General features: G+C 75.2%; 23 protein-coding genes. 12 read left to right on the plus strand and 11 right to left on the minus strand.

Translation table 11 applies throughout. The features are described 5' to 3' along the window. The first annotated feature begins 41 nt into the window (after positions 1–41). Positions 42–242 carry a hypothetical protein gene (locus BMW62_RS20535; protein WP_091935101.1) on the plus strand — a complete coding sequence of 67 codons (201 nt, stop codon included), beginning with the start codon at positions 42–44 and terminating at the stop codon, positions 240–242. A 128-nt stretch (positions 243–370) separates the two neighbouring features. On the opposite strand, the gene BMW62_RS20540 is transcribed toward BMW62_RS20535, so the two are convergent. The 5 genes from BMW62_RS20540 to BMW62_RS20560 all read right to left on the minus strand — a co-directional run bounded on the left by BMW62_RS20540 (position 371) and on the right by BMW62_RS20560 (position 7131). After that, entirely contained in the window at positions 371–1582 is a 1212-nt protein-coding gene (locus BMW62_RS20540; RefSeq protein ID WP_091935104.1) for an acyl-CoA dehydrogenase family protein, read from the minus strand. 128 nt (positions 1583–1710) lie between these two features. Beyond that, a complete protein-coding gene (locus BMW62_RS20545) occupies positions 1711–2154 on the minus strand; it encodes a DUF4383 domain-containing protein (protein WP_091935107.1) in 444 nt (147 codons plus the stop codon). Positions 2155–2299: 145 nt separating this feature from the next. After that, entirely contained in the window at positions 2300–3955 is a 1656-nt protein-coding gene (locus tag BMW62_RS20550) for a carbamoyltransferase family protein (protein ID WP_091935110.1), read from the minus strand. A gap of 117 nt (positions 3956–4072) precedes the next feature. Next, positions 4073–5785, minus strand: coding sequence for a RecQ family ATP-dependent DNA helicase (locus BMW62_RS20555; protein WP_091935113.1), 1713 nt, complete (start codon positions 5783–5785; stop codon positions 4073–4075). 128 nt (positions 5786–5913) lie between these two features. Then, positions 5914–7131: a DUF2786 domain-containing protein gene (locus tag BMW62_RS20560; RefSeq protein ID WP_170852495.1), complete on the minus strand. Its 1218-nt coding sequence runs from the start codon at positions 7129–7131 to the stop codon at positions 5914–5916. 89 nt (positions 7132–7220) lie between these two features. Between BMW62_RS20560 and BMW62_RS20565 the strand changes: the two genes are divergently transcribed. The 6 genes from BMW62_RS20565 to BMW62_RS20590 all read left to right on the plus strand — a co-directional run bounded on the left by BMW62_RS20565 (position 7221) and on the right by BMW62_RS20590 (position 11345). After that, on the plus strand, positions 7221–7613 hold the full coding sequence (locus BMW62_RS20565; protein ID WP_091935118.1) for a TOBE domain-containing protein: 393 nt from the start codon (positions 7221–7223) through the stop codon (positions 7611–7613). Positions 7614–7714: 101 nt separating this feature from the next. Continuing rightward, a complete protein-coding gene (gene modA, locus BMW62_RS20570) occupies positions 7715–8485 on the plus strand; it encodes a molybdate ABC transporter substrate-binding protein (RefSeq protein WP_244524192.1) in 771 nt (256 codons plus the stop codon). Further along, positions 8482–9288, plus strand: coding sequence for an ABC transporter permease (locus BMW62_RS20575; RefSeq protein WP_091935124.1), 807 nt, complete (start codon positions 8482–8484; stop codon positions 9286–9288). The genes modA and BMW62_RS20575 overlap by 4 nt, the downstream gene beginning before the upstream one ends. Beyond that, on the plus strand, positions 9285–10331 hold the full coding sequence (locus BMW62_RS20580; protein ID WP_170852496.1) for an ABC transporter ATP-binding protein: 1047 nt from the start codon (positions 9285–9287) through the stop codon (positions 10329–10331). The genes BMW62_RS20575 and BMW62_RS20580 overlap by 4 nt, the downstream gene beginning before the upstream one ends. Positions 10332–10359: 28 nt before the next feature. Beyond that, positions 10360–10938 (plus strand): nucleotidyltransferase family protein, encoded by a 579-nt coding sequence (locus BMW62_RS20585; protein ID WP_091935127.1) that lies wholly within the window; start codon positions 10360–10362, stop codon positions 10936–10938. Then, positions 10935–11345 carry a molybdenum cofactor biosynthesis protein MoaE gene (locus BMW62_RS20590; RefSeq protein WP_091935129.1) on the plus strand — a complete coding sequence of 137 codons (411 nt, stop codon included), beginning with the start codon at positions 10935–10937 and terminating at the stop codon, positions 11343–11345. Before BMW62_RS20585 ends, BMW62_RS20590 begins: the two co-directional genes overlap by 4 nt. Before the next feature lie 9 nt (positions 11346–11354). On the opposite strand, the gene BMW62_RS20595 is transcribed toward BMW62_RS20590, so the two are convergent. Genes BMW62_RS20595 through moaA form a run of 5 tightly spaced genes read right to left on the minus strand, consistent with a single transcriptional unit; the run spans position 11355 to position 14271 of the window. After that, positions 11355–12194, minus strand: a complete 840-nt coding sequence (locus tag BMW62_RS20595; protein WP_091935132.1) for an SMP-30/gluconolactonase/LRE family protein — start codon at positions 12192–12194, stop codon at positions 11355–11357. Then, on the minus strand, positions 12191–12682 hold the full coding sequence (locus BMW62_RS20600; RefSeq protein ID WP_091935135.1) for a histidine kinase: 492 nt from the start codon (positions 12680–12682) through the stop codon (positions 12191–12193). The genes BMW62_RS20595 and BMW62_RS20600 overlap by 4 nt, the downstream gene beginning before the upstream one ends. Positions 12683–12730: 48 nt before the next feature. Further along, positions 12731–12925 (minus strand): hypothetical protein, encoded by a 195-nt coding sequence (locus BMW62_RS20605; RefSeq protein ID WP_091935137.1) that lies wholly within the window; start codon positions 12923–12925, stop codon positions 12731–12733. Between the two features lie 43 nt (positions 12926–12968). Further along, entirely contained in the window at positions 12969–13214 is a 246-nt protein-coding gene (locus BMW62_RS20610) for a MoaD/ThiS family protein (protein ID WP_091935140.1), read from the minus strand. 1 nt (position 13215) lies between these two features. Continuing rightward, the gene (gene moaA, locus BMW62_RS20615; protein WP_091935143.1) at positions 13216–14271 is read right to left on the minus strand and encodes a GTP 3',8-cyclase MoaA; all 1056 of its coding nucleotides are present in this window, start codon (positions 14269–14271) and stop codon (positions 13216–13218) included. Positions 14272–14419: 148 nt separating this feature from the next. Here moaA and BMW62_RS20620 point away from each other — a divergent pair, with 148 nt between their 5' ends. The 5 genes from BMW62_RS20620 to BMW62_RS20640 all read left to right on the plus strand — a co-directional run bounded on the left by BMW62_RS20620 (position 14420) and on the right by BMW62_RS20640 (position 20685). Then, positions 14420–15658: an MFS transporter gene (locus BMW62_RS20620; protein ID WP_091935146.1), complete on the plus strand. Its 1239-nt coding sequence runs from the start codon at positions 14420–14422 to the stop codon at positions 15656–15658. 73 nt (positions 15659–15731) lie between these two features. Then, a complete protein-coding gene (locus BMW62_RS20625) occupies positions 15732–16571 on the plus strand; it encodes an aldo/keto reductase (RefSeq protein WP_091935149.1) in 840 nt (279 codons plus the stop codon). A 156-nt stretch (positions 16572–16727) separates the two neighbouring features. Beyond that, positions 16728–17318: a PadR family transcriptional regulator gene (locus tag BMW62_RS20630; RefSeq protein WP_091935152.1), complete on the plus strand. Its 591-nt coding sequence runs from the start codon at positions 16728–16730 to the stop codon at positions 17316–17318. After that, complete coding sequence (locus BMW62_RS20635; RefSeq protein ID WP_091935154.1) at positions 17315–18040, plus strand: ABC transporter ATP-binding protein; 726 nt, start codon at positions 17315–17317, stop codon at positions 18038–18040. The genes BMW62_RS20630 and BMW62_RS20635 overlap by 4 nt, the downstream gene beginning before the upstream one ends. Continuing rightward, positions 18040–20685 carry an FtsX-like permease family protein gene (locus BMW62_RS20640; RefSeq protein WP_091935157.1) on the plus strand — a complete coding sequence of 882 codons (2646 nt, stop codon included), beginning with the start codon at positions 18040–18042 and terminating at the stop codon, positions 20683–20685. The genes BMW62_RS20635 and BMW62_RS20640 overlap by 1 nt, the downstream gene beginning before the upstream one ends. 32 nt (positions 20686–20717) lie before the next feature. Here the strand turns inward: BMW62_RS20640 and BMW62_RS20645 are convergent. Then, positions 20718–21038: transposase (locus BMW62_RS20645; protein ID WP_139206330.1), on the minus strand; the 321-nt coding region annotated here is incomplete at its 5' end.

Here is a 21038-nt window from a genome sequence, read left to right on the forward strand (position 1 = left end):
ACACTCGCCACGACGCCCGACGGGCGGTGGACGGAGGACCGGTGAAGCTGGACAAGCAGGAGCTGGTGCGGATGCTGCGCACCGAGGGCGACAACGACACGGCCGAGAAGGTGGAGGGGCGGTTCGGCGACCAGGTCGACACCGACCGGGACGGCGACGCCCTGGCGGAGATGGGGCTGGACCGCACCCAGCTCATGGCGAAGCTGGCCGGCGGGGGGTTCGGGAGCACGCTGACCCCGTGACGGCGGCTCCCGCGGGCAGGCGCAGAGGGGCCGACCTCGCCGCACGGTCGCCGTCCTCGCGGTACAGCACGAGGACGGCGACGCGACGGTGAGGTCGGCGGACGGCGGCGGAGAGGCCGCCACATCGCTCAGCCGGAGAAGGGGCGCTCCCGGGCCAGCTCCTCCTTGGCCACGCCGCGGATGTGCACCGCGTCGGGGCCGTCGACGATGCGCAGCGTGCGGGCGCTGGCGTAGAAGCGGGCGAGCACCGTGTCGTTGCTGACGCCGGCGCCGCCGTGCACCTGGATCGCGCGGTCGATGACGTCGAGGGCGACCTTCGGCGCGGCCACCTTGATGGCCGAGATCTCGGTGCGGGCCCCCTTCGCGCCGTACCTGTCGATCAGGTCGGCGGTCTTCAGCACGTAGAGGCGCGCCTGGTCGATCTCGATGCGGGACAGGGCGATCGCCTCGCGCACGGTGCCCTGCTCGGCCAGCGGCCGGCCGAACGCCACCCGGTTCTTGGTCCGCTCCACCATGAGCGCCAGCGCCCGCTCGGCCATGCCGATGGCGCGCATGCAGTGGTGGATGCGGCCGGGGCCCAGCCGGGCCTGGGCGATCATGAAACCGTCGCCCTCGCCGGAGAGGATGTTGCTGACCGGCACGCGGACGTCGGTGAAGCGCAGCTCCGAGTGGCCGTGCTGGTCCTGGTACCCGAACACCGGCAGGTGCCGGATGATCTCCAGCCCCGGGGTGTCGCGGGGGACGAGCACCATCGACTGCTGGCGGTGCGGCGGGCCGTCGGGGTCGGTCTTGCCCATGACGATGAAGATCTGGCAGCGCGGGTCGGCGGCGCCGGAGGTCCACCACTTGCGGCCGTTGATCACGTACTCGTCGCCGTCGCGGACGATCGAGGTCTGGATGTTGCGGGCGTCGGAGCTGGCGACGTCGGGCTCGGTCATCGCGAAGCCGGAGCGGATCTCGCCCTCGAGCAGCGGGTCGAGCCAGCGCTCCTTGTGCTCCGGCGTGCCGAAGAGCATGAGCGTCTCCATGTTGCCGGTGTCCGGCGCGCCCACGTTCATCGACTCGGGGGCGATGGTCGGCGACCAGCCGGTGATCTCGGCGACCGAGGCGTACTCGAGGTTGGTCAGGCCACCCACCTCGTGGTGGAAGAGGTTCCACAGGCCGCGCTTGCGCGCCTCGGCCTTGAGCTCCTCGAGGACCGGCGGGTGCTCGTGGTTGTCGTAGCCGCGCTCGGCGCGCCAGGCCTCGTAGACGGGCTCGGCGGGGAACACGTGCTCCCGCATGAAGTCCCACGCGCGTGCGCAGACGTCCTCGGCCTTGGCGGAGAGAGCGAAGTCCATGTCCGGCAACGTAGCGCCGGACGTGACGGTCGTCGCATCGGGGTGCCCCGGTGCTCGGAAAGCCGAGGAGCCGGGCCCCGCCGTCCCTGGGGACGACGCGACCCGGCTCCGCGGGACGGGGTGCCCGTTCAGGCGCGGGTGCGACCCTCGACGGCGTTGCGCACCGGGCCCAGGGCGATGACCAGGCCGGCCAGGGCGCTGACCAGGTGCAGCCAGTTGTCGGCCCAGTTGAGGCTCAGGAAGTCCCACTCCTCGTTGACGGCGAACAGCCCGTAGACGAAGGCGGCGCCGTACCCGATGGCCAGCAGCCAGCCGTACGTGCGGGCACCGGTCAGCGTGCGCGACAGCGCGAGGCCGGCGGCACCGATGACGATGTGCACGACGTTGTGCAACGGGTTGATCTCGAAGCCGACGATGTACTCGTCGGTGTCGTGCGCGAACCAGTTGTCGAACCCGGTGATGAAGAATCCGACGATCCCCACCAGCAGGTAGACGGCCCCGATGGCCAGGCCCAGCATCTGCGGCCAGGTCATGCCCCGGTCTGCGCCGGTGTTGCCGCGGGTTGCAGACATCGCGTCCTCCCATAGGTCATCCGACCTGCCAGGTTCTTGACAGGGAACTGCCAGGCACGCGTACCCCTGCCTGAGCACGAGTAACGACCCGTCGCCCGTGCGGGGGACGGTGTTGCCGAACCGAGACCCGGGCGTGGCCGCCGGTTCAGCCGCGGCCGGGGCGGGGGGTGGCCTTCGACCGGCGGACGACGAACGGACCGATGGCGAGCAGGTCGACCGGGGCGGAGCCGAAGCACTCCAGGGCGTCCCGCGGGTCGTCGACCATCGGGCGGCCGGCGGTGTTCAGGCTGGTGTTGACCACCACCGGCAGGCCGGTGCGGCGTTCGAACGCCGAGATCATGCGGTGCACCAGCGGTTCGGTCGCCGGGTCGATGGTCTGGATCCGGGCCGTGCCGTCGACGTGGGTGACCGTGGGGATGCGGTCGCGCCACTCCTCGGCGACGTCGTGGACGAACAGCATGTACGGCGAGGGGATCGGCCCCCGGCTGAAGATCTCCGGCGCGCGCTCCAGCAGCACCATCGGGGCGACGGGGCGGAACTGCTCGCGGCCCTTGACGTCGTTCATCCGCTCCAGGTTGGCCTCGAAGCCGGGGTGCGCGAGCAGCGAGCGGTGGCCCAGCGCGCGGGGGCCGTACTCGCTGCGGCCCTGGAACCAGGCGACGATGCCGTTGTCGGCGAGCACCTCGGCGACGGCCTCGGCGACGTCGTCCGGGCGCTCGTAGACGATCGCGGCCGTCTGCAGCACCCGCTCGATCCCGTCGTCGCTCCAGGCGCGGCCCAGGTCGGCGCCGGCCATCGGCTCGGTGCGCTCGCCGAGCTCGGTGGCGACGTGCAGGGCCGCGCCCAGCGCCGTGCCGGCGTCGCCGGCGGCCGGCTGCACCCACACCTGCTCGAACGGGCTCTCGGCCAGGACACGGGTGTTGGCGACGCAGTTGAGCGCGGTGCCGCCGGCCATGGTGAGCGTCGTCGAGCCGGTCTGCTCGTGCACCCAGCGGGCGAGGTCGACCAGCACCTCCTCCAGGCGGGTCTGCACGCTGGCGGCGAGGTCGGCGTGCGCCTCGGTCCAGTCGTCGCCCTTGCGCAGGCGGGGCGCGAACTCTTCGAAATCGATCCGTTCGGTGCGGAAACCGCCGTCGTCGGTGGCGCGGATCAGCTCGGACAGCTCGCCGAGGAAGCGGGGCTTGCCGTAGGAGGCCATCGCCATGACCTTGAACTCGTCGGAGCTGCGCAGGAAGCCGAGGTGGTCGGTGAGCTCCTCGTACATCAGGCCGAGGGAGTGGGGGAGCGCCTGGCCGGCGAGCACCTCGAGTTGCCCGTCGACGTAGCGGCCGGCGAGGTGGCTGTGCGCCTCGCCGCGGCCGTCCAGGACCAGTACCGCGTTGTCCCGCTGCGGGGCGGCCTTCCCGGCGGAGGCGGCGTGCGCGACGTGGTGCTTCACGTACCGGACCTTCGCCGGGTCCAGGCCGGGCAGGGCGTGGGCGAGGAAGTCCGGCGCCATCTCGGCGTACTTCTTGCGCATGCTGTCGCCGTCGTCGAACAGGCCGGAGTCCTCGGGCGTGCCCATGAGCGCGGGGTCGAAGGAGTAGGCGACGGCGTCGAGCTCCTCGGGTCGGATGCCGGCGTGCTCCAGGCACCAGGCGGCCGAGAGCTCGGGCAGCTCCCAGGCGCTCCACGGCAGGGGGCGCTTGCCGTGCTTCCGGCGGCTGAACCGCTCTTCCTCCGCGGCGGCCACGATCCGGCCGTCGACGACCAGCGCCGCAGCGGGGTCGTGGTAGATCGCGTTGATGCCGAGGACCTTCACGCGTGCACTCCTTCTCCCGGGTCCGTGCCCTGTCTGCTCCAGGCGCGTCGACCCGCTGTCCTGCTGATGATCATGGGTGCGATGGGCCGGTCCCGCAGGTCGAGGCGGGCGGTGCGTTCAGCTGCGGGGGTGGAGCAGGTCGTGCTCGACGACGGCGGCCAGGCCGAGGGTCTTGTAGCCGACCTCGTCGAACAGCACGGTGAGCCGGTCGTCCTCGACCCGCATGACCACGCCGGGGCCCCACTCGGTGTGCTCGACCGGCGTCTCCGCGGGGAAGGGCGTGTCCTCGGGCTCGGTGGCGACGTGCTCGTGGGTGGTTCCGACCGAGCAGTTGTCGCAGTTGCCGCACGGCTCGTCGAGCTGCTCGCCGAAGTAGCCGAGCAGGAACTGGCGGCGGCACTCGGTGGTCTCGGCGTAGCCGCGCATCATCTCCACGCGCGACTGGTCGACCTTCTCGTGGTGCTCGGCGAGCTCCCGCGCCTGCTCGGCCGCCTCCCCGGGCGGTGGGGCGCCCTCGGCCGGGTGGGCGGCGCCGTCCTCGTCGAGGACGACCGCCGAGACCTGCTCCAGCAGGTTGAGGTCGCGCACCAGCGGGGTGGCGGCCCGGCCGGTCTCCTCCCGCAGCGCCTTGACGTCGACGCCGTCGTCGATGCCCGCCGCGGCGGCGGCCTGTACCAGGCCCGCCACCTGCTGCAGCTCCTCCTCGGCGGGGGCGCCGGCGGCGAAGAACCGGCGCAGCCCCAGGTCCTCCTGCCGGTAGACCAGGACGGCGAGGGCCGGGTCGCCGTCGCGGCCGGCCCGGCCGATCTCCTGGTAGTAGCTGTCCACGGAGTCGGCCGGCTCGGCATGGACGACGAAGCGGGTACCGGGCTTGTCGATGCCCATGCCGAACGCGGTGGTGGCGACGACGACGTCCAGCTCGTCGTCCATCCAGGCCCGCTGGGTCTCCTCGCGGTCGGACTTCTTCAGCCCAGCGTGGTACGCGTGGGTGCGCAGCCCCCTGTCGGCGAGGGCGGTGGCGATCTCCTCGGCGCCCTTGCGGGTCGCGCTGTAGACGATGCCGGGGCCGCGCCCCTCGCCGATCTCGGTGAGCACCCGGTCGAGGACGCCCTCCTGCTTGCCCCGGGCGTCGGCGTGGTGGTCGACCTCCAGGCGGATCTCCGGCCGGTCGAAGCCGGCGACGACGACCTCGGGCTCCCGCATGCCGAGCTGTTCGAGGATCTCCGCGCGCACCGGAGGGGCGGCCGTGGCGGTGAGCGCCAGCACCGCGGGGTGACCCAGCTGCTCGATGACGGTGCCGAGGCGCAGGTAGTCGGGGCGGAAGTCGTGGCCCCAGGCGGAGACGCAGTGGGCCTCGTCGACGACGAACAGAGCGGGCCGGGCCTTCGCGATCACGTCGACGACCTCGGGCTTGGCCAGCTGCTCGGGGGCGAGGAAGAGGAAGCGGACCGTTCCGTCACCGAGACCGTCGAGGGCCTCCTGCTGGTCGCCGGCGGAGAGCGTGGAGTTCAGCTGCGCGGCGCGGCCGGCGCGGTCCGCCAGCCCGGTGAGCCGCTCGACCTGGTCGCGCTGCAGGGCGATGAGCGGAGAGACGACGAGCACCGGGCCGTCGAGGAGCTGACCAGCGACCTGGTAGATCGCGGTCTTCCCGGCGCCCGACGGGAGGACGGCCAGGGTGTCGCGGCCGCCGACGACGGCTTGCATGGCCCGTTCCTGCCCCGGGCGGAAATCCTCGTAGCCGAGCGCCTCGCGGGCGAACTCACGGATGCGGCGGGTGCGGACGGACGCGCTGGCGCCGGCGGGGTTGTCCCGCTCGGGGGAGGGAGGCACCGGCTGCCTCTCCCCGGCGGGGGTGCGCGGCAAACGGTGCGCTGGCCCACGCCACGTTCCCCCCTGCGGCCGCTCCGGGGAACGCGGCTGCGAGGAAGCGGCGACGCGGTCGCGGCGCGTGACGTGCGTCAGCGGAGAGGTGAGCGCCGCGGGGCGACGTCGGCGCGCTCGGCGGCTGCCCGGCCGGCGTACCAGCCGCCCGCGTCGACGGAGGACCGGCTGCGGCTGGACCGGACCTTCGGGAAGAGCTCCTGCGTGCGGGCCTCCACGGCCTCCTGCCGCGACCGCAGCACCGGGAGCAGGTCCGTGCCCCGTTCCGCCGCCGCCTCCTCGGTCACCCGCCGGCGCGCCGAGGCCAGCCGCTCGCCGATGCGGTGGGCGTAGCCCAGCAGGAACGCGCGGCGGAACGACCGCGAGGCCGAGCCGCGGCCCTCCTGCCGTTCCGCGGCGGCGAGCGCCTGGGCGACCTGGAGCAGCAGCGAGGTGAACAGCAGCTCCACCGCGTCCAGATCGCTCCGGATGCCGACCAGGGTGGCGATGCCCAGGCCCTGGTACCAGACCAGCCGCACGTCGTTGGCCTCCGCGACGGCGCCCAGCAGTTGCGTCTTGGCCCTCGCGTACGGGTCGGCGAGGTGCACCCGGCGGGTGTCGACGTCGACGCCGGCCGGTGCGCCGCCGTCGAGCAGGGCCGCATCCACCGCGTGCCGGGTCATGAGCTCCTGCGCCTTGGCCGTCAGCGCCTCGGCCTCCTCGGGGAACCCGGTTGCCTCCGCCTTCGCCAGCAGGCCGCGGATGCGCCGCAACGCCCGGTCGTCGCCGCCCGCGACCGGCCCCTCGGCGCGGCTCCGCGCGGGGCCCCACCGCGACGGCGGGGGCACGAGGACCTCGATGCGCGCCGTGGTGCGCAGCATCCCGGTCAGCTGCAGCACGATGCGCCACGCCTCGGCCGGCGCCCGCCGCTCGGCCCGGTGCCAGGAGGTGACCGCCGTGCCGGGAGCGTGACCGGGGTCCAGCGCCCCGAGCTCGCGCAGCTGCGCCGCCCAGCCCTCCGGTGCCCGCGACACCGCATCGGTGCGACGAGCGTGCTCGGCGAGCAGCGCCACGAGCAGTGGCACCGATCCCGCGCCGACCTGCCGACGGGCGGCGTGGGCGACGTCGGCCGGTTGCCAGCCCCGCTCCCAGGTCCCGTCCAGCGCGTCCTGCAGCGTCCGCGAGAGCAGGCCGCCACGGTCGAGGGCGAACCCCTGCGCGCTGAGCGTGGCCGCCACCTCGGCGGCGGCCCCGGCGTCGGTGAGGACCGGGGCCCGGTGCTGGAGGAGGTCCGCGAGCCAGGCGTCGTCGATCACGTCCGGCATGCTGCCCGCCGGAGCAGACGCCCCGAGCGGGCGGCCTGTGGAGGACGCCGGTCGTCCACAGGCGCGGCTAGGGTCTTGCCGTGGCCGCCACCTACCGCATCGCCGAGGCGGCGGCGCTGCTCGGCGTCAGCGACGACACGGTCCGGCGCTGGGTGGACGGCGGCCGCCTGCCGGCGCACCGGGACGGCGGGGGCCCGGCGATCGTCGAGGGTGCCGACCTGGCACGGCTGGCCACGCAGCTGCGCGAGGCCCCCGAGCCCGGGACCACGCCGTCGTCGGCCCGGAACCGGCTGGCCGGCATCGTCACCAACGTCGTCCGCGACGGCGTCATGGCGCAGGTGGAGATCCAGGCCGGGCCCTTCCGCGTCGTCTCCCTCATGTCCCGCGAGGCGGCCGACGAGCTGGGGCTCGTGGTGGGCGTCCGGGCGGTCGCGACGGTGAAGGCGACCCAGGTCAGCGTCGACGTGCCCTGACTCCGCAATTGCGGGACCCGCGGAGTCCAGCACTTGCGCAGATGCGGAGTGGTCTGGTGTGGTCTCCCGCAGGAGCGGTCGACCCGGGAGGTTCCGTGCGCGTGCGTGCCCTGCTCGTGGCGACGGTGCTCGCCCTCGCCGGCTGCGGCGGCTCCGCCTCGAGCGGCGGCCCCGGGGCGCCGGGGGACGGCGGGCTCACCGGCACCCTCACCGTGTTCGCCGCCGCCTCGCTCACCGACGTCTTCACCGAGCTCGGCGGGCGGCTGGAGGACGAGCACCCCCGCCTGGACGTGCGGTTCAGCTTCGCCGGCAGCTCGGCGCTGGCCACGCAGCTCACGCAGGGCGCTCCCGCGGACGTCTTCGCCTCGGCCGACGAGGCGCAGATGTCGGTCGTGACCGACGCCGGCCTCGCCGACGGCGAGCCGCAGGTCTTCGCCACCAACGTGCTGGAGATCGCCGTGCCCAGGGGGAACCCGGCGGGGATCACCGGCCTGGCCGACTTCGCCCGCGAGGAGCTCGCCCTGGCCGTCTGCGCCGCGGAGGTGCCGTGCGGGGTCGCGGCCGGGCAGGTGTTCACCGCCGCCGGTGTCGCGGCCCGGCCCGACACCCTCGAGGAGGACGTGCGGGCCGCCTTGACGAAGGTGGAGCTGGGCGAGGTCGACGCCGCGCTCGTCTACGCCTCCGACGTCGCCACCGCCGGGGGCGCCGTCGAGGGCGTCACCGTCCCCGAGGCGGCGCAGGCGGTGAACCACTACCCGATCTGCGTGCTGGCGGACGCACCCGCCCCGGAGGCGGCCCGCGCCTTCGTCGACCTGGTCCTCTCCGACGAGGGGCGGGCCGCGCTGGCCGACGCCGGGTTCCAGCAGCCGTGAGCCGCGCCCGCGAGGGCACGCGGGTACCGGCGCCGCTGCTCGTCCCCGCCGCCCTCGGCGCCGCCTTCCTGGTGCTGCCGGTGCTCGGCCTGCTGGTGCGCACCCCGTGGTCGCAGCTGGCCACCCAGCTCGCCGACCCGGCGGTGGGGGAGGCGCTGCGGTTGTCGCTGGTGTCGGCCACGCTCGCCACCGCGCTCTCGCTCGTGCTCGGCGTCCCGCTGGCCTGGGTGCTCGCCCGCTCCCGTGCCCGTGGCCGCTCGGTGCTCCGGGCGCTGGTCACCGTGCCCCTGGTGCTGCCGCCGGTCGTGGGCGGTGTCGCGCTGTTCCTCGTGCTGGGGCGACAGGGGATCGTCGGCTCCTGGCTGGACGACGCCTTCGGGATCACCATCCCGTTCACCACCACCGCCGTCGTCATCGCCGAGACGTTCGTGGCGATGCCGTTCCTGGTGATCAGCGTCGAGGGTGCGCTGCGGGCGGCCGACGCCCGCTTCGAGGACGTCGCCGCCACGCTCGGCGCCGGCCGCTGGACGACGTTCCGCCGCGTCACCCTGCCCCTGGTCGCGCCGGGCGTCGCCGCGGGCGCGGTGCTCTGCTGGGCCCGGGCGCTGGGCGAGTTCGGCGCCACCATCACCTTCGCCGGCAACTTCCCGGGCACCACGCAGACGATGCCCCTGGCGGTCTACCTGGCGCTGCAGCGCGACCCCGACGCGGCGATCGTGCTCTCGGTGGTGCTCCTGGCCGTCTCGCTGGCCACCCTGCTGCTGCTCCGCGACCGCTGGCTGGGCCGGACGGGCGCCGCGTGAGCCTGACCGCGAGCGTCGACACCCGCCGGGGCGACCTCCACCTGCGGCTCGACGTCGAGGTGGCCGACGCCGAGGTGCTGGCTCTCCTCGGCCCCAACGGGGCGGGCAAGTCGACGTTCGTGCGGGTGCTGGCCGGCCTGCTGGGCCCCGACCGCGGGCGGGTGGTGGTCGACGGCGAGGTCTGGGACGACGAAGGCGCGTCGCGCCCGGCCCACCGGCGGGCGCTGGGCATGGTGTTCCAGGACGCCCTGCTCTTCCCGCACCTGAGCGTGGCCGACAACGTCGCCTTCGGCCTGCGCACCCGGGGCATGCGCCGGGCGGAGGCGCGGGCGACCGCGGCGGGATGGCTGACCCGCGTGGGGCTCGACGGGCTGGGCGACCGGCGACCCGCCGAGCTCTCCGGAGGTCAGGCGCAGCGGGCGGCGCTGGCCCGGGCGCTGGTCGGCGACCCGGCGCTGCTGCTGCTCGACGAGCCGCTGTCCGCCCTGGACGCGCGCACCCGGCTGACCGTGCGCGCCGAGCTGCGCCGGCACCTGGCCGGTTTCCGCGGCAGCACCGTGCTCGTCACCCACGATCCGGTGGACGCGATGGCGCTGGCCGACCGCGTCGTCGTCCTGGAGGAGGGGCAGGTCGTGCAGGTCGGCACCCCCGCCGAGGTGGCCCGCCGCCCCCGCACCGACTACGTGGCCCGGCTGGTGGGGCTGTCGCTGCTGCCGGGCACCGGTGAGGGCCGTCTGGTCCGGCTCGACGGCGGGGCGGCCGTGGCGGTGGCCGAGGACGCCCGCGGACCGGTGTTCGCGGCGATCCGCCCCGAGTCGGTGGCCCTGTACGCCACGCGGCCCGACGGCAGCACCCGCAACCTGTGGCGGGAGCGCGTGGTGGGAGCGACCCCGCACGGCGCCACGGTGCGCTGCGAGCTCGACGGCGAGGTGCCGCTGGTCGCCGACGTCACCGCCACCTCGTTCGCCGAGATGGGGCTCGCCCCCGGCGCGGAGGTGTGGGCGGGCGTGAAGGCCTCCGAGGTCGCCGTCTACGCCCGCTGACCGGGAACGCGCCTGGGAGAGTGGCGGCATGACCACAGCCGCCGTCGTCCTGGCCGCCGGGGGCGGCCGCCGCTACGGGATGCCCAAGGCGCTGGTCGAGTACGAGGGCAGCCTGCTGGTCGAGCGTGCGGTGCGGACGGCGCGCGCGGCCTGCGACGTCGTCCTCGTCGTGCTGGGCGCCCGGGCGGTCGACGTCTGGCGCACCGCGGACCTCACGGGGGCGACGGTGCTGGCCAACGCGGACTGGGAATCGGGCATGGCCTCCTCGCTGCGCACCGGCCTGGACGGGCTGCGCGCCTTCCCGGGGACGGTGGACGCCGCGCTGGTCACCCTGGTCGACATGCCGGGCCTGACCCCCGGGGCGCTCGCCGCCGTCGCCGCCCACGCGGCCCCGGACGTGCTGGCGACCGCCACGTACGAGGGCGTCCGCGGCCACCCCGTGCTGCTGGGGCGCGACCACTGGGCCGGCGTCGCGGAGTCGGCCACCGGCGACGAGGGCGCCCGCCGCTACCTGGCCGCGCACGACGTCGTCGAGGTCGACTGCACCGGCCTCGCCGATCCGGTGGACCTCGACGTCCCGCCGCCGGGGGTAGCGTCGACGCCGTGATCGCCAGGGTCGTGGACGCGCCGCTGTCCGTCGCCGAGCACGAGGACGCCGTCTCCGTCGCGGCCGCCGGCGCGGTCGTGTCCTTCGCCGGGGTCGTCCGCGACCACGACGGCGGTCGCTCGGTGACCGAGCTCGAGTACGTCGGCCACCCGAGCGCGCCCGACGTCCTCACCGAGCTGGCCGAGGAGTTCGCCGCCCGCCCCGAGGTGCACGCCGTGGCGGTCAGCCACCGCATCGGCCTGCTCGGCATCGGCGACGTCGCGCTCGCCTGCGCGGTCAGCGCCTCCCACCGCGGCCAGGCCTTCACCGCCTGCGCCGAGCTCGTCGACGAGGTGAAGAAGCGGCTGCCCATCTGGAAGCGGCAGGTCTTCGGCGACGGCGAGGAGGAGTGGGTCGCCTGCCCGTAGGCGGCCCCGTCAGCCGGCGAACGCGCGGGCCGGCAGCCCGCGCACGCCGACGTCCACGGTGAACAGCGACCCCGCCACGCCGTCGTCCAGCCCGCCCTCGGCCGACGTGGTGACGAACAGCCGGTCCAGGCCGGGCCCGCCGAGCGTGCAGGCGGTCACCTGGGGCGTGGGCAGCTCGACCACGGCGTCCCGCCGGCCGTCGGCGTCGTAGCGGTGCACCTCGCCGCTGCCGTAGAGGGCGACCCAGATGCCGCCCTCGGCGTCGACGGTCAGGCCGTCGGGGTTGCCGTCGTCGGGGAAGCGCACGAACGGGCGGCGCCCGGTCAGCCCGGCGTCCCGGTCGTAGTCGAGGACGTCGATGCGGTGGGTGGCCGTGTCGGCGTAGTAGGCCAGCGATCCGTCGGGGCTCCACGCCAGCCCGTTGGAGACGGTGACGCCGCCGAAGACCTCGTGCACGCCGCCGTCGGGGTCCAGCCGGTACAGCGCCGCGGCGCCCGGCGTCTGGTCGTAGGCCATGGAGCCGCACCAGAAGCGGCCGTCGGGGTCGCAGTCCCCGTCGTTCATGCGCACGCCGGGGTCGGTCCACACCGGCTCCAGCGCGCTGGCCGCGCCGTCGGGGTCCTCCAACGCGAACCCGCGCTCCAGGGCGATGACGGCGCCGCCCCCGCGACGCGGGCGGAGCGCGGCCGCGACCGCACCGACGTGCCGGCGCACCACCGCGCCGTCCTCACCCACCGCGAGGACGTCGCCGGCGAGCATGTCCACGCAGCGCAGGCCGCCCCACGCCGGCGACCACACGGGCCCCTCTCCGTGGTGCGTCACCGCGTCGGTCAGCCGCCGGGCCTTCACCGGAGGTCCGTCCGCGTGGGCGCGGGCAGATCGGTGGCCAGCAGGGTGTTCAGCATCCGCGCAGTGTGCTCGACGACCGGCAGCTCGCGGCTGGCGCTGCGCGGCTTGGCGCGGAAGGCGATGCCGCAGAGGGTGCCGAACAGCTCGAGGTCCCGCGTCACCAGGGGGACGCCCACGTAGGCGGCGATGTCCCGGATGGAGCCGTAGGACCGGGAGGCGTAGGCCGGCACGGCGGCGGTCACGGTGGCCACCCGCGGTGCGTTGCCCTCGATCATCTGGCGGCAGAAGCTCTGCGCCCACGGGAGCTCGGTGCCCGGCCGCACCAGCGACTCGGGGAAGGCGCGCACGATGATCTGCCGGTCGTGCTCGACGTGGGTGACCACCCACAGGTCCCAGCCGACGTACCCGTGGAGGAAGCGCAGCGCCCCCTCCGCCGCGGAGAGCCAGTCGCCCCACGGCGCCACGTCGGCAACGCCCGACGGAACCATGTCGGACGGATTCCCACCCGGCGGGCCGGTCAACCGTCGGCGCGGGGGTCAGCGGGCCCCGGCGAGCCCGTCGTCGTCGGTCCGCTCGTCGTGCTCCAGCTCGGCCTCCTCGGCCTCGGCCTCCAGCCGGTGGGCCTCCCCGTCGACCTTCGCCGCGGCGTCGCCGTGCGACTCCCCGTACAGCTCCTCGGCCCGGCCGTACAGCTCCTCGGCCTTCGCCTTCGCCTTGTCGAAGATGCTCATGACTCCATCCTGGTGGGCCGGACACCCCGTGGCAAAGCGCGGTTCACCCTCCGGCGAAGGGCGGGAGGACGTCGACGACCGCGCCGGCGGGCAGCGGGGCCGCCCGGTCGCGGGGCTGGGCACCGTCGACCAGGAACGAGCAGGCGGTGAGCACCCGCTCCAGCCGCTCGCCGTGGGCGCCGGAGACCCGCACGACGAGCTCGTCGAGGGTGTCGGCCTCGCAGGGCTCGGTGTCGACGCCGGCCGCGGCGCGGGCGCCGGCGAAGTAGCGGACGATCACGGCGGGCATCTCAACCCCCGATCGCCGACATGGGACGGCTCGGCTGCAGGAAGCTCGGGTCGTCGATGCCGTGGCCGGGCAGCTTCCCCAGGGTGGCGATCCGCCAGCGGTCGGCCAGCTCGGCGTCGGTGGCGCCCTCGCGCAGCGCCGTGCGCAGGTCGGACTCCTCGCGGGCGAACAGGCAGTTGCGGATCTGCCCGTCGGCGGTGACCCGGGTGCGGTCGCAGCTGCCGCAGAACGACCGGGTGACCGAGGCGATCACCCCGACCGTGGCCGGGCCGCCGTCGACCAGCCAGCGCTCGGCCGGCGCGGAACCCCGCTCATCGCTGTCCGGGGTGAGCGCGTGCGTCCCCGTCAGCCGCTCCAGGATGTCCTCGGCGGTGACCATGCGCCCGCGAGTCCAGGCGTGGTGGGCGTCGAGCGGCATCTGCTCGATGAAGCGCAGCTCGTAGCCCTGCTCCAGGCAGTAATCGAGCAGCGGCACCGCGTCGACGTCGTTGATCCCGTGCAGCAGGACGGCGTTGACCTTCACCGGCGTGAGCCCGGCGTCGCGTGCGGCGGCCAGCCCGGCGAGGACGTCGTCCAGCCGGTCGCGGTGGGTGAGCTGCTTGAAGCGCTCGCGGTCCAGCGTGTCCAGGCTGACGTTGATGCGGTCCAGCCCCGCCTCGGCCAGCGCGGGCGCCATCCGGGACAGCCCGATGGCGTTGGTGGTGAGGCTGACCTCGGGCCGCGGGCGCAGCGCCGTCGCGGCGGCGACGATGCCTGCCAGGCCCGGGCGCAGCAGCGGCTCGCCCCCGGTGAAGCGCACCTCGCGGATGCCCAGCTGCTCCACCCCGATGCGCACCAGGCGGGCGACCTCGTCGTCGGTGAGCTGCTCGACCTTGGGCAGCCACTGCAGGCCCTCGGGCGGCATGCAGTACGTGCAGCGCAGGTTGCACCGGTCGGTCAGCGACACCCGCAGGTCGGTGGCGGTGCGGCCGTACCGGTCGACCAGGCCGCCCGACCCGGCGGCCACCGCGCCGACGGCGCGACGGACCGCGGGATCGGGGAGGTCGGCGCCGGTCATGGCCCGAATGTAGCCGCGACCGGCGACATGTGGCGGGCTGGAAATGCGCGGGCACCGCCGGGGAGGCGTTGCTACCGTGCCCTCGCCACCCGAGAGACCGGCGGAGGACGTCCCGCACTCGCCTGTGGCCAGGAAGCGCGAGAGAACCGTGTCGGCCCGCACCGTCTTCAGCCCCTACAGCCGCCTGTTCGCCGTCCCCGGCTCCGTGGCCTTCTCCCTGGCCGGGTGGGTGGGGCGGCTCCCCGCACCCATGCTCGGCCTGGGGGCGGTGCTGCTCGTCTCGCAGGAGACCGGCAGCTACGGCCTCGCCGGCGCCGTCTCCGGCGCCCTCGCCCTCAGCTACGGCATCGCCGGGCCCCAGTGGGCCCGGGCCATGGACCGACGCGGCCAGGGGCCGGTGCTCCGCCTGGCGATGGTCGTCTTCGCGCTCTCGGGGGTCGCGTTCGTCGCCGCGGTGGTCGGCGGGGCGCCCCGCTGGAGCTGGTTCGTGCTCGCGGCGGCGGTCGGGGGCAGCAGCCCCAACATCGGCTCGCTGGTCCGCGCGCGGTGGGCCGCGGTGCTCGACCGCGCCGGCCGGCAGACCGCGTTCGCCTTCGAGGCCGTGGCCGACGAGGTGGTCTTCGTCGTCGGCCCGCCGCTGGTGACGATCCTGGCCACCCTCGTGGCCCCGCCCGTCGGCTTCCTCACCGGGGTCGTGCTGGGTGCGGTCGGCGGGCTCTGGCTGGCCGCGCTGCGCGACACCGATCCGCCGCCGCACCCCGTCGCCGGGCCCTCCACCGCCCGGTGGTGGGCGGTGCTGACGCCGACCCTGCTGGTCGTCACGGTCACCTACCTGGCGGTGGGCACCGTGTTCGGCGCGATCGACGTCGTGGTGGTCGGCTTCGCGGAGGCCGAGGGCGCACCGGCGCTCTCCGGGGTGGCCCTCGCCGTCTTCGCCGCGGGCAGCCTGCTGGCCGGCCTGGTCTACGGGCTCGCGCGGCTGCCCGGCACGCTGGCCACGCGGTTCGTGGCGACGGCGGTCGCCTTCGGCCTGGCCGCGCAGCTGCTGTGGGGCGTCGGGTCGCTGGCCGTGCTGGTCGGCGTCGGCTTCCTCGCGGGGCTGACGATCGCGCCGGTGCTGGTCTCGGGCACCTCGCTGGTGGAGTCGCGCACGGCGCCCGGCCTGCTCACCGAGTCGCTGGCCTGGACCATCTCCGGACTCACCCTCGGCGTCACCGTCGGCTCGGCGGTCGCGGGGGCCGCGGTGGACGCATGGGGCGCCGAGACGGCGTTCGCCGTGCCCGCGGTCGCGGCCGCCTTCGTGGCGCTGCTCGGGCTCGGCGGCGCGGCGCTGGTCGCCGACCGGCCGGCGCCCGCGGGGTTGGTTGACGACCGCACCACCGGGTAGGCGGGGTGCGGGCCGATCGCGCACGACCGATCGTGCGGCTCGCGGCCCTCCCTCGAACCGGAAGGATCAGCCTGTGGCCACCGTGCCTTCTCTCGCACTCAACAACGGCGTCCAGATCCCGCAGCTGGGGTTCGGCGTGTACCAGGTCCCGCCCGAGGGGACCGCCGACACCGTGGCGACCGCGCTGGAGGTCGGCTACCGGCACATCGACACCGCGGAGATGTACGGCAACGAGAAGGGCGTCGGCGAGGCCGTCGCCCGCTCCGGCATCGACCGTGGTGAGATCTTCGTGACCAGCAAGCTCGACAACGGCTTCCACCGCCGCGACGACGCGCTGCGCGCCTTCGACCGGACGCTGGCCGAGCTCGGCTTCGACCAGCTCGACCTGTTCCTCATCCACTGGCCGCTGCCGGGCATCGATGTCGACTACGTCGAGACCTGGAAGGCCCTGGAGGAGATCTACCGCGACGGCCGCTGCCGCGCGATCGGCGTCTCGAACTTCAAGCCGCACCACCTGCAGCGGCTGTTCGACGCGACCGAGATCATCCCGGCCGTCAACCAGATCGAGGTGCACCCCTACCTCGCGCAGGACGACGTGCGCGCGTTCGACGCCGAGCACGAGATCGTGACCGAGGCCTGGTCGCCGATCGCCCAGGGCAAGGTGCTGGACGACCCGGCCATCACCGCGATCGCCGAGCGCCTCGGCCGCACCCCGGCTCAGGTGGTGCTGCGCTGGCACGTGCAGCGCGGCGACGTCGTCTTCCCGAAGTCCTCATCCCGCGAGCGCATGGCGGAGAACTTCGCGCTGTTCGACTTCGAGCTCGGCCGCGAGGAGATGTCCACGCTGACCGGCCTGGACCGCGGCGAGCGCACCGGCCCCGACCCGGACAGCTTCAACTACATCCCGGGCTGAGCCGCCCGTCCTGGCTCACCGCACGAGGTCCTGGCTCACCGTCGACCGTGAGCAGGACCCCTGGTGATCAGGATGCTCCTATGGATCGTCGGCGGGGGCCGGCACGGAACCGGGGGGTCTTGCCTGGGCCATACCGCGTATGCATACTCCGTATCCATGTCCATCCGACACGGTCTGCTGGCCCTCCTCCAGCGCGGGCCCAGCCACGGGTACCAGCTGCGCGCCGAGTTCGACGCCGCGACCGGGGCGACCTGGCCGCTGAACGTCGGGCAGGTCTACTCGACCCTCGACCGGCTCGAGCGGGACGGCCTGGTCGTCCAGGACGGCACCCCGGACGCCGACGGCCGGATCGCCTACCGCCTCACCGACGCCGGCCGGACGGAGGTGAGCGGCTGGTTCGGCTCGCCGGTCAGCCCGAAGGGGGCGCCGCGGGACGAGCTGGCGATCAAGCTGGCGCTCGCGGTCACCACGCCGGGGGTCGACGTGCTCGCCGTCGTCCAGACCCAGCGGACCGCGACCATGACCGGCCTCCAGCAGCTCACCCGGCTCAAGGCCCGGGCGGGCGACGGCGCCGAGGACCTCGCCTGGTCGCTGGTGCTCGACTCGCTCGTCTTCCGCGCCGAGGCGGAGAGCCGCTGGCTGGACCACTGCGAGGCCCGCGTGGCCCGCGCCGCGACCCGTCGCCCCGCCCCCGGGCCGGCGGCGGAGGCGGCCGGCGCCGCGACGGTCGAGCGGAGTCGGCGATGAGCGCGCCGCTGCTCGAGCTGTCGGGCGTGACCCGCGAGCACCGCCAGGGCGACGTCGTCGTCCAGGCGCTGCGCGGGGTGGACCTGTCCGTCACGCCCGGTGAGCTCGTCGCCGTCATGGGCCCCTCGGGCTCCGGCAAGTCCACGCTCCTGCAGCTGGCCGGCGGGCTGGACTCGCCGACCGCCGGCCGGGTGTGCGTCGAGGGCCGGGATCTCGCCGGCCTCTCCCCCGCCCAGGTGGCGGCCGTCCGGCGGCGCAGCGTGGGCTACGTCTTCCAGGACCTCAACCTGCTGCCCTCGCTGACCGCGGTGGAGAACGTGGCGCTGCCGCTGGAGCTCGACGGCGTCCGCGGGGGCGTGGCCCGGCGAACGGCGCGGGCCGCCCTGGACGAGGTCGGCGTCGGCGCTCTGGCCGGGCGCTTCCCCGACGAGATGTCCGGCGGGCAGCAGCAGCGGGTGGCCATCGCCCGGGCGCTGGTCGGGCCGCGCCGGCTGCTGCTCGCCGACGAACCCACCGGCGCGCTGGATTCCACGACCGGCGAGGAGGTGCTGCGGGTGCTGCGGGCCCGCTGCGAGGCCGGGGCGGCGGGCGTGCTGGTCACCCACGAGGCCCGGCACGCCGCCTGGGCCGACCGGGTCGTGTTCCTGCGGGACGGTGTGATCGTCGACCAGAGCGGTCCGGTTGCGCCGGCCGAGTCGCTGCTCGCCGCCGGCGGGGCGTGATGGGCCGCTGGCTCACCCGCTGGCGCCTCGCTGTCCGGATCGCCCGCCGCGACGCCCGCCGGGCGAGGGGCCGCACCGCCCTGGTCCTGCTCATGATCGGGCTGCCGGTGCTCGCGGTCTCGGCGGCCGACACCTTCGCCCGGACCGTGGACGTCAGCGCGGAGGAGGCGCGGCCCGCGCTCCTGGGTGGCGCGGACGCGCGGATCACCGCCGCCTTCCGCAGTCCCGTCTGGGTCGACCCGGCCAGCGGCCAGCTGGTGGGCAGCGACGGGCCCCCCGCCCAGGAGCCGTGGAGCCGCGCGGAGGTCGCCGCGGCCCTGCCGGAGGGGTCGCGCGTCGTGGAGACGGTCAGCGGGCGCACCCGGTACCGGACCGACTCCGGCTACGCCCGCGTGAACGCGCTGGCCGCCGATCCGGGCGATCCGCTGCTCGCCGGCACGCTGGAGCTGGTCGAGGGCCGGCTGCCCGGCCGCGCCGGGGAGGTGGCGATCAGCCCGCAGCTGGCCGAGCGCGGCCTGGTGGTCGGCCAGGAGCTGGCGCTGACCCGCGACGACGTGCCGGCGCGGATCGTCGGCGTCGTCCGGCAGCCGCGCCAGTTCACCGGTGTGCTGATGCTGCTACCCGCCGAGCGGGCCGACCTGCTGGTGCGCACCGGCGCCACCTTCTACGCCGACGTCCCCGGCGGCCTGGACTGGGCGGCCGTGCAGGACCTGAACGAGCAGGGGCTCACCGTCCTCTCCCGTGAGGTCGCCGAGGACCCGCCGCCGGCGGAGGCGTGGCAGCCGGGCGGTGGGTGGGAGACCGGTCCGGACGCGGGGGTCGCCGTCCTCGCCCTGATCGGGGTCTCGATCGCCCTGGAGGTGGTGCTGCTGGCCGGGCCGGCCTTCGCCGTGGGGGTGCGCCGGCAACGGCGCGACCTCGCGCTGCTGGCCGCCGGGGGCGGTGCCCCCGGGGACCTGCGCCGGGTGGTGCTGGCCTCCGGCCTGGTCCTCGGCGGGGTCGGCGCCCTGCTCGGCGTCGGTCTCGGCACCGGGCTGGGGCTGGTGCTCGTGCCGGTGATCGGCGCGTTCGTCGAACTCGGCGCCGGCCCGGCGGAGGTGCCGGTGCTCGACCTGGTCGGCCTGGTCGCCGTCGCGGTGCTGGCCGGGCTGGCCGCAGCGGCCGTCCCGGCCCGGCAGGCGGCACGCATGCCCGTCGTCGACGCGCTGGCCGGGCGGCGGGGGCAGGTCCGCACCTCGTGGCGCTCACCCGTGCTGGGGCTGGTGCTGGCGGCGGTCGGCCTGGCGCTCGTCGTCCTCGGCACCCGGGGCACCGAGCTCGGGATCGCCGGGGGCGCCGTGCTGCTGGTCCTCGGGGTGGTGGCCGCGACCCCGTGGCTGCTGGGCCTGCTGGCGCCGCTGGCCCCGCGGCTGCCCACCTCCGGTCGGATCGCCGTGCGCGACGCGACCCGCAACCGGGGCCGCACCGCACCGGCGCTGGCGGCGGTCATGGCGACCGTCGCCGGGATCACCGCGCTGCTGGTCGGCAGCGCCAGCGACAGCGCCCAGGACCGGCGGGATTACCAGCCTGCGGCCGTCGAGGGCGCCGGCATCGCCTATCTGGGCGGCCTGGACGAGCAGAGCCGCGCCCAGGTGGCCGAGGCGCTCCGCGATCAGGTCCCCGGCCGCGACGTGCACCTGGTCCGGGTGGCCGCCACCGGGGGCGCGGACGGCTGGCGGGAGCTCGCGCCCGTGACCCCGGGGTGCACGACCGGGCCGGTCGACTGCACCTGGTTCCCCGACGTCTCGGGGGCCGTCTCTGCCGGCGGCTCGCTCCTCGTGGTCGAGGCCGGCGGGGCGGAGGCGCTGACGCCCCGCGGACTGCCGGAGGCGGCATCCCGTGCGCTGGCGGAGGGCACGGCGGTCGTGTTCGGCTCGGGGGCCGTGGACGAGCGCGGCGAGGTGCAGCTCGCCGCGGTGGCCTACGACGAGAACGGGGAGAGGCGGGTCACCTCGACGGCGGCGCTGCCCGCCGTCGAGGTCCCGATCCCGCCGCCGAACGACGGCGGGCTGGTCAGGATCCCTGCCGCCGTGCTCGTGCCGCCGTCCCTGGCCGACCGGCTGCCGGTCGAGTTCACGCCGATCGAGCTGGTCGTCGGCGGGCCGGGGGACCCGGTCACCCCCGAGCAGGAGCGGCGGGCCGACCGGCTGCTGAGCGCCCTGGGCGCTGGTGAGCTCCGGGTCGAGCGGGGGTGGAGCGACGACCTCGCGTTGCCGCGGTTGGTGCTGCTCGCGCTCGGTTCGGTCCTGGTCCTGGTGGCCACCGGCACCGCGACCGGGCTGGCGCTGTCCGACGCACGGCCGGACTTCGCCACCCTCGCGGCCCTGGGCGCCGCTCCGCGCACCCGCCGGTTCGTGGCGATGGGCTCGGCGGCGGTGATCGCCGGCGGGGGAGCGCTGCTCGGGACCCTGGTGGGGCTCGCGCCGGGGATCGCGGTCGCCTACCCGCTCACCAGCACCGACTACGGGGCCGGGGTGAACCCGGTGGTCGACGTCCCGTGGCTGCTGCTGGCGGCGGTCGCCTTCGCCGTCCCCCTGGTGGCGGTGGCCGTCACCGGGCTGGTCGTCCGGTCCCGCCTGCCGATGGTGTCGCGCCTACCGGGGTGACCGCGCCATGTTCGGGATGCTCCTATGGATCGTCAAGCGGCCGAGGCGATGTTTTCGGGCGACTGGGTGGGGCGTAGGACGTAGTAGAGCTCGCGGGCGATCATGCGCTTGAGGCAGCGGATGATGTCCTTCTTCGACAGTCCCTCTTGAGTGCGGCGTTCGACGTAGGCACGGGTGCGTGGGTCCCAGCGCATCCGGCAGAGCGCGACGCGGTAGAGGGCGGCGTTGGCTTGGCGATCGCCGCCGCGGTTGAGCCGGTGGCGGTGGGTTCTGCCCGAGGACGCCGGGATGGGGGCGGCGCCGCAGAGCATGGCGAAGGCCGGTTCGGAGTGCAGCCGGTCGGTGTTCTGCCC

It is taken from the genome of Blastococcus sp. DSM 46786, from assembly GCF_900109665.1.
In the GTDB taxonomy this organism is placed as follows: Bacteria; Actinomycetota; Actinomycetes; order Mycobacteriales; family Geodermatophilaceae; genus Blastococcus; species Blastococcus carthaginiensis.

Bases quoted from the DNA above. Each gene is read 5' to 3' on its own strand.
- moaA (WP_091935143.1), bottom strand. From the start codon at position 14,271: ATGACCGGCGCCGACCTCCCCGATCCCGCGGTCCGTCGCGCCGTCGGC.
- BMW62_RS20640 (WP_091935157.1), top strand. From the start codon at position 18,040: ATGGGCCGCTGGCTCACCCGCTGGCGCCTCGCTGTCCGGATCGCCCGC.
- BMW62_RS20540 (WP_091935104.1), bottom strand. From the start codon at position 1,582: ATGGACTTCGCTCTCTCCGCCAAGGCCGAGGACGTCTGCGCACGCGCG.
- BMW62_RS20585 (WP_091935127.1), top strand. From the start codon at position 10,360: ATGACCACAGCCGCCGTCGTCCTGGCCGCCGGGGGCGGCCGCCGCTAC.
- BMW62_RS20545 (WP_091935107.1), bottom strand. From the start codon at position 2,154: ATGTCTGCAACCCGCGGCAACACCGGCGCAGACCGGGGCATGACCTGG.
- BMW62_RS20605 (WP_091935137.1), bottom strand. From the start codon at position 12,925: ATGAGCATCTTCGACAAGGCGAAGGCGAAGGCCGAGGAGCTGTACGGC.
- BMW62_RS20635 (WP_091935154.1), top strand. From the start codon at position 17,315: ATGAGCGCGCCGCTGCTCGAGCTGTCGGGCGTGACCCGCGAGCACCGC.
- BMW62_RS20610 (WP_091935140.1), bottom strand. From the start codon at position 13,214: ATGCCCGCCGTGATCGTCCGCTACTTCGCCGGCGCCCGCGCCGCGGCC.
- BMW62_RS20600 (WP_091935135.1), bottom strand. From the start codon at position 12,682: ATGGTTCCGTCGGGCGTTGCCGACGTGGCGCCGTGGGGCGACTGGCTC.
- BMW62_RS20630 (WP_091935152.1), top strand. From the start codon at position 16,728: ATGTCCATCCGACACGGTCTGCTGGCCCTCCTCCAGCGCGGGCCCAGC.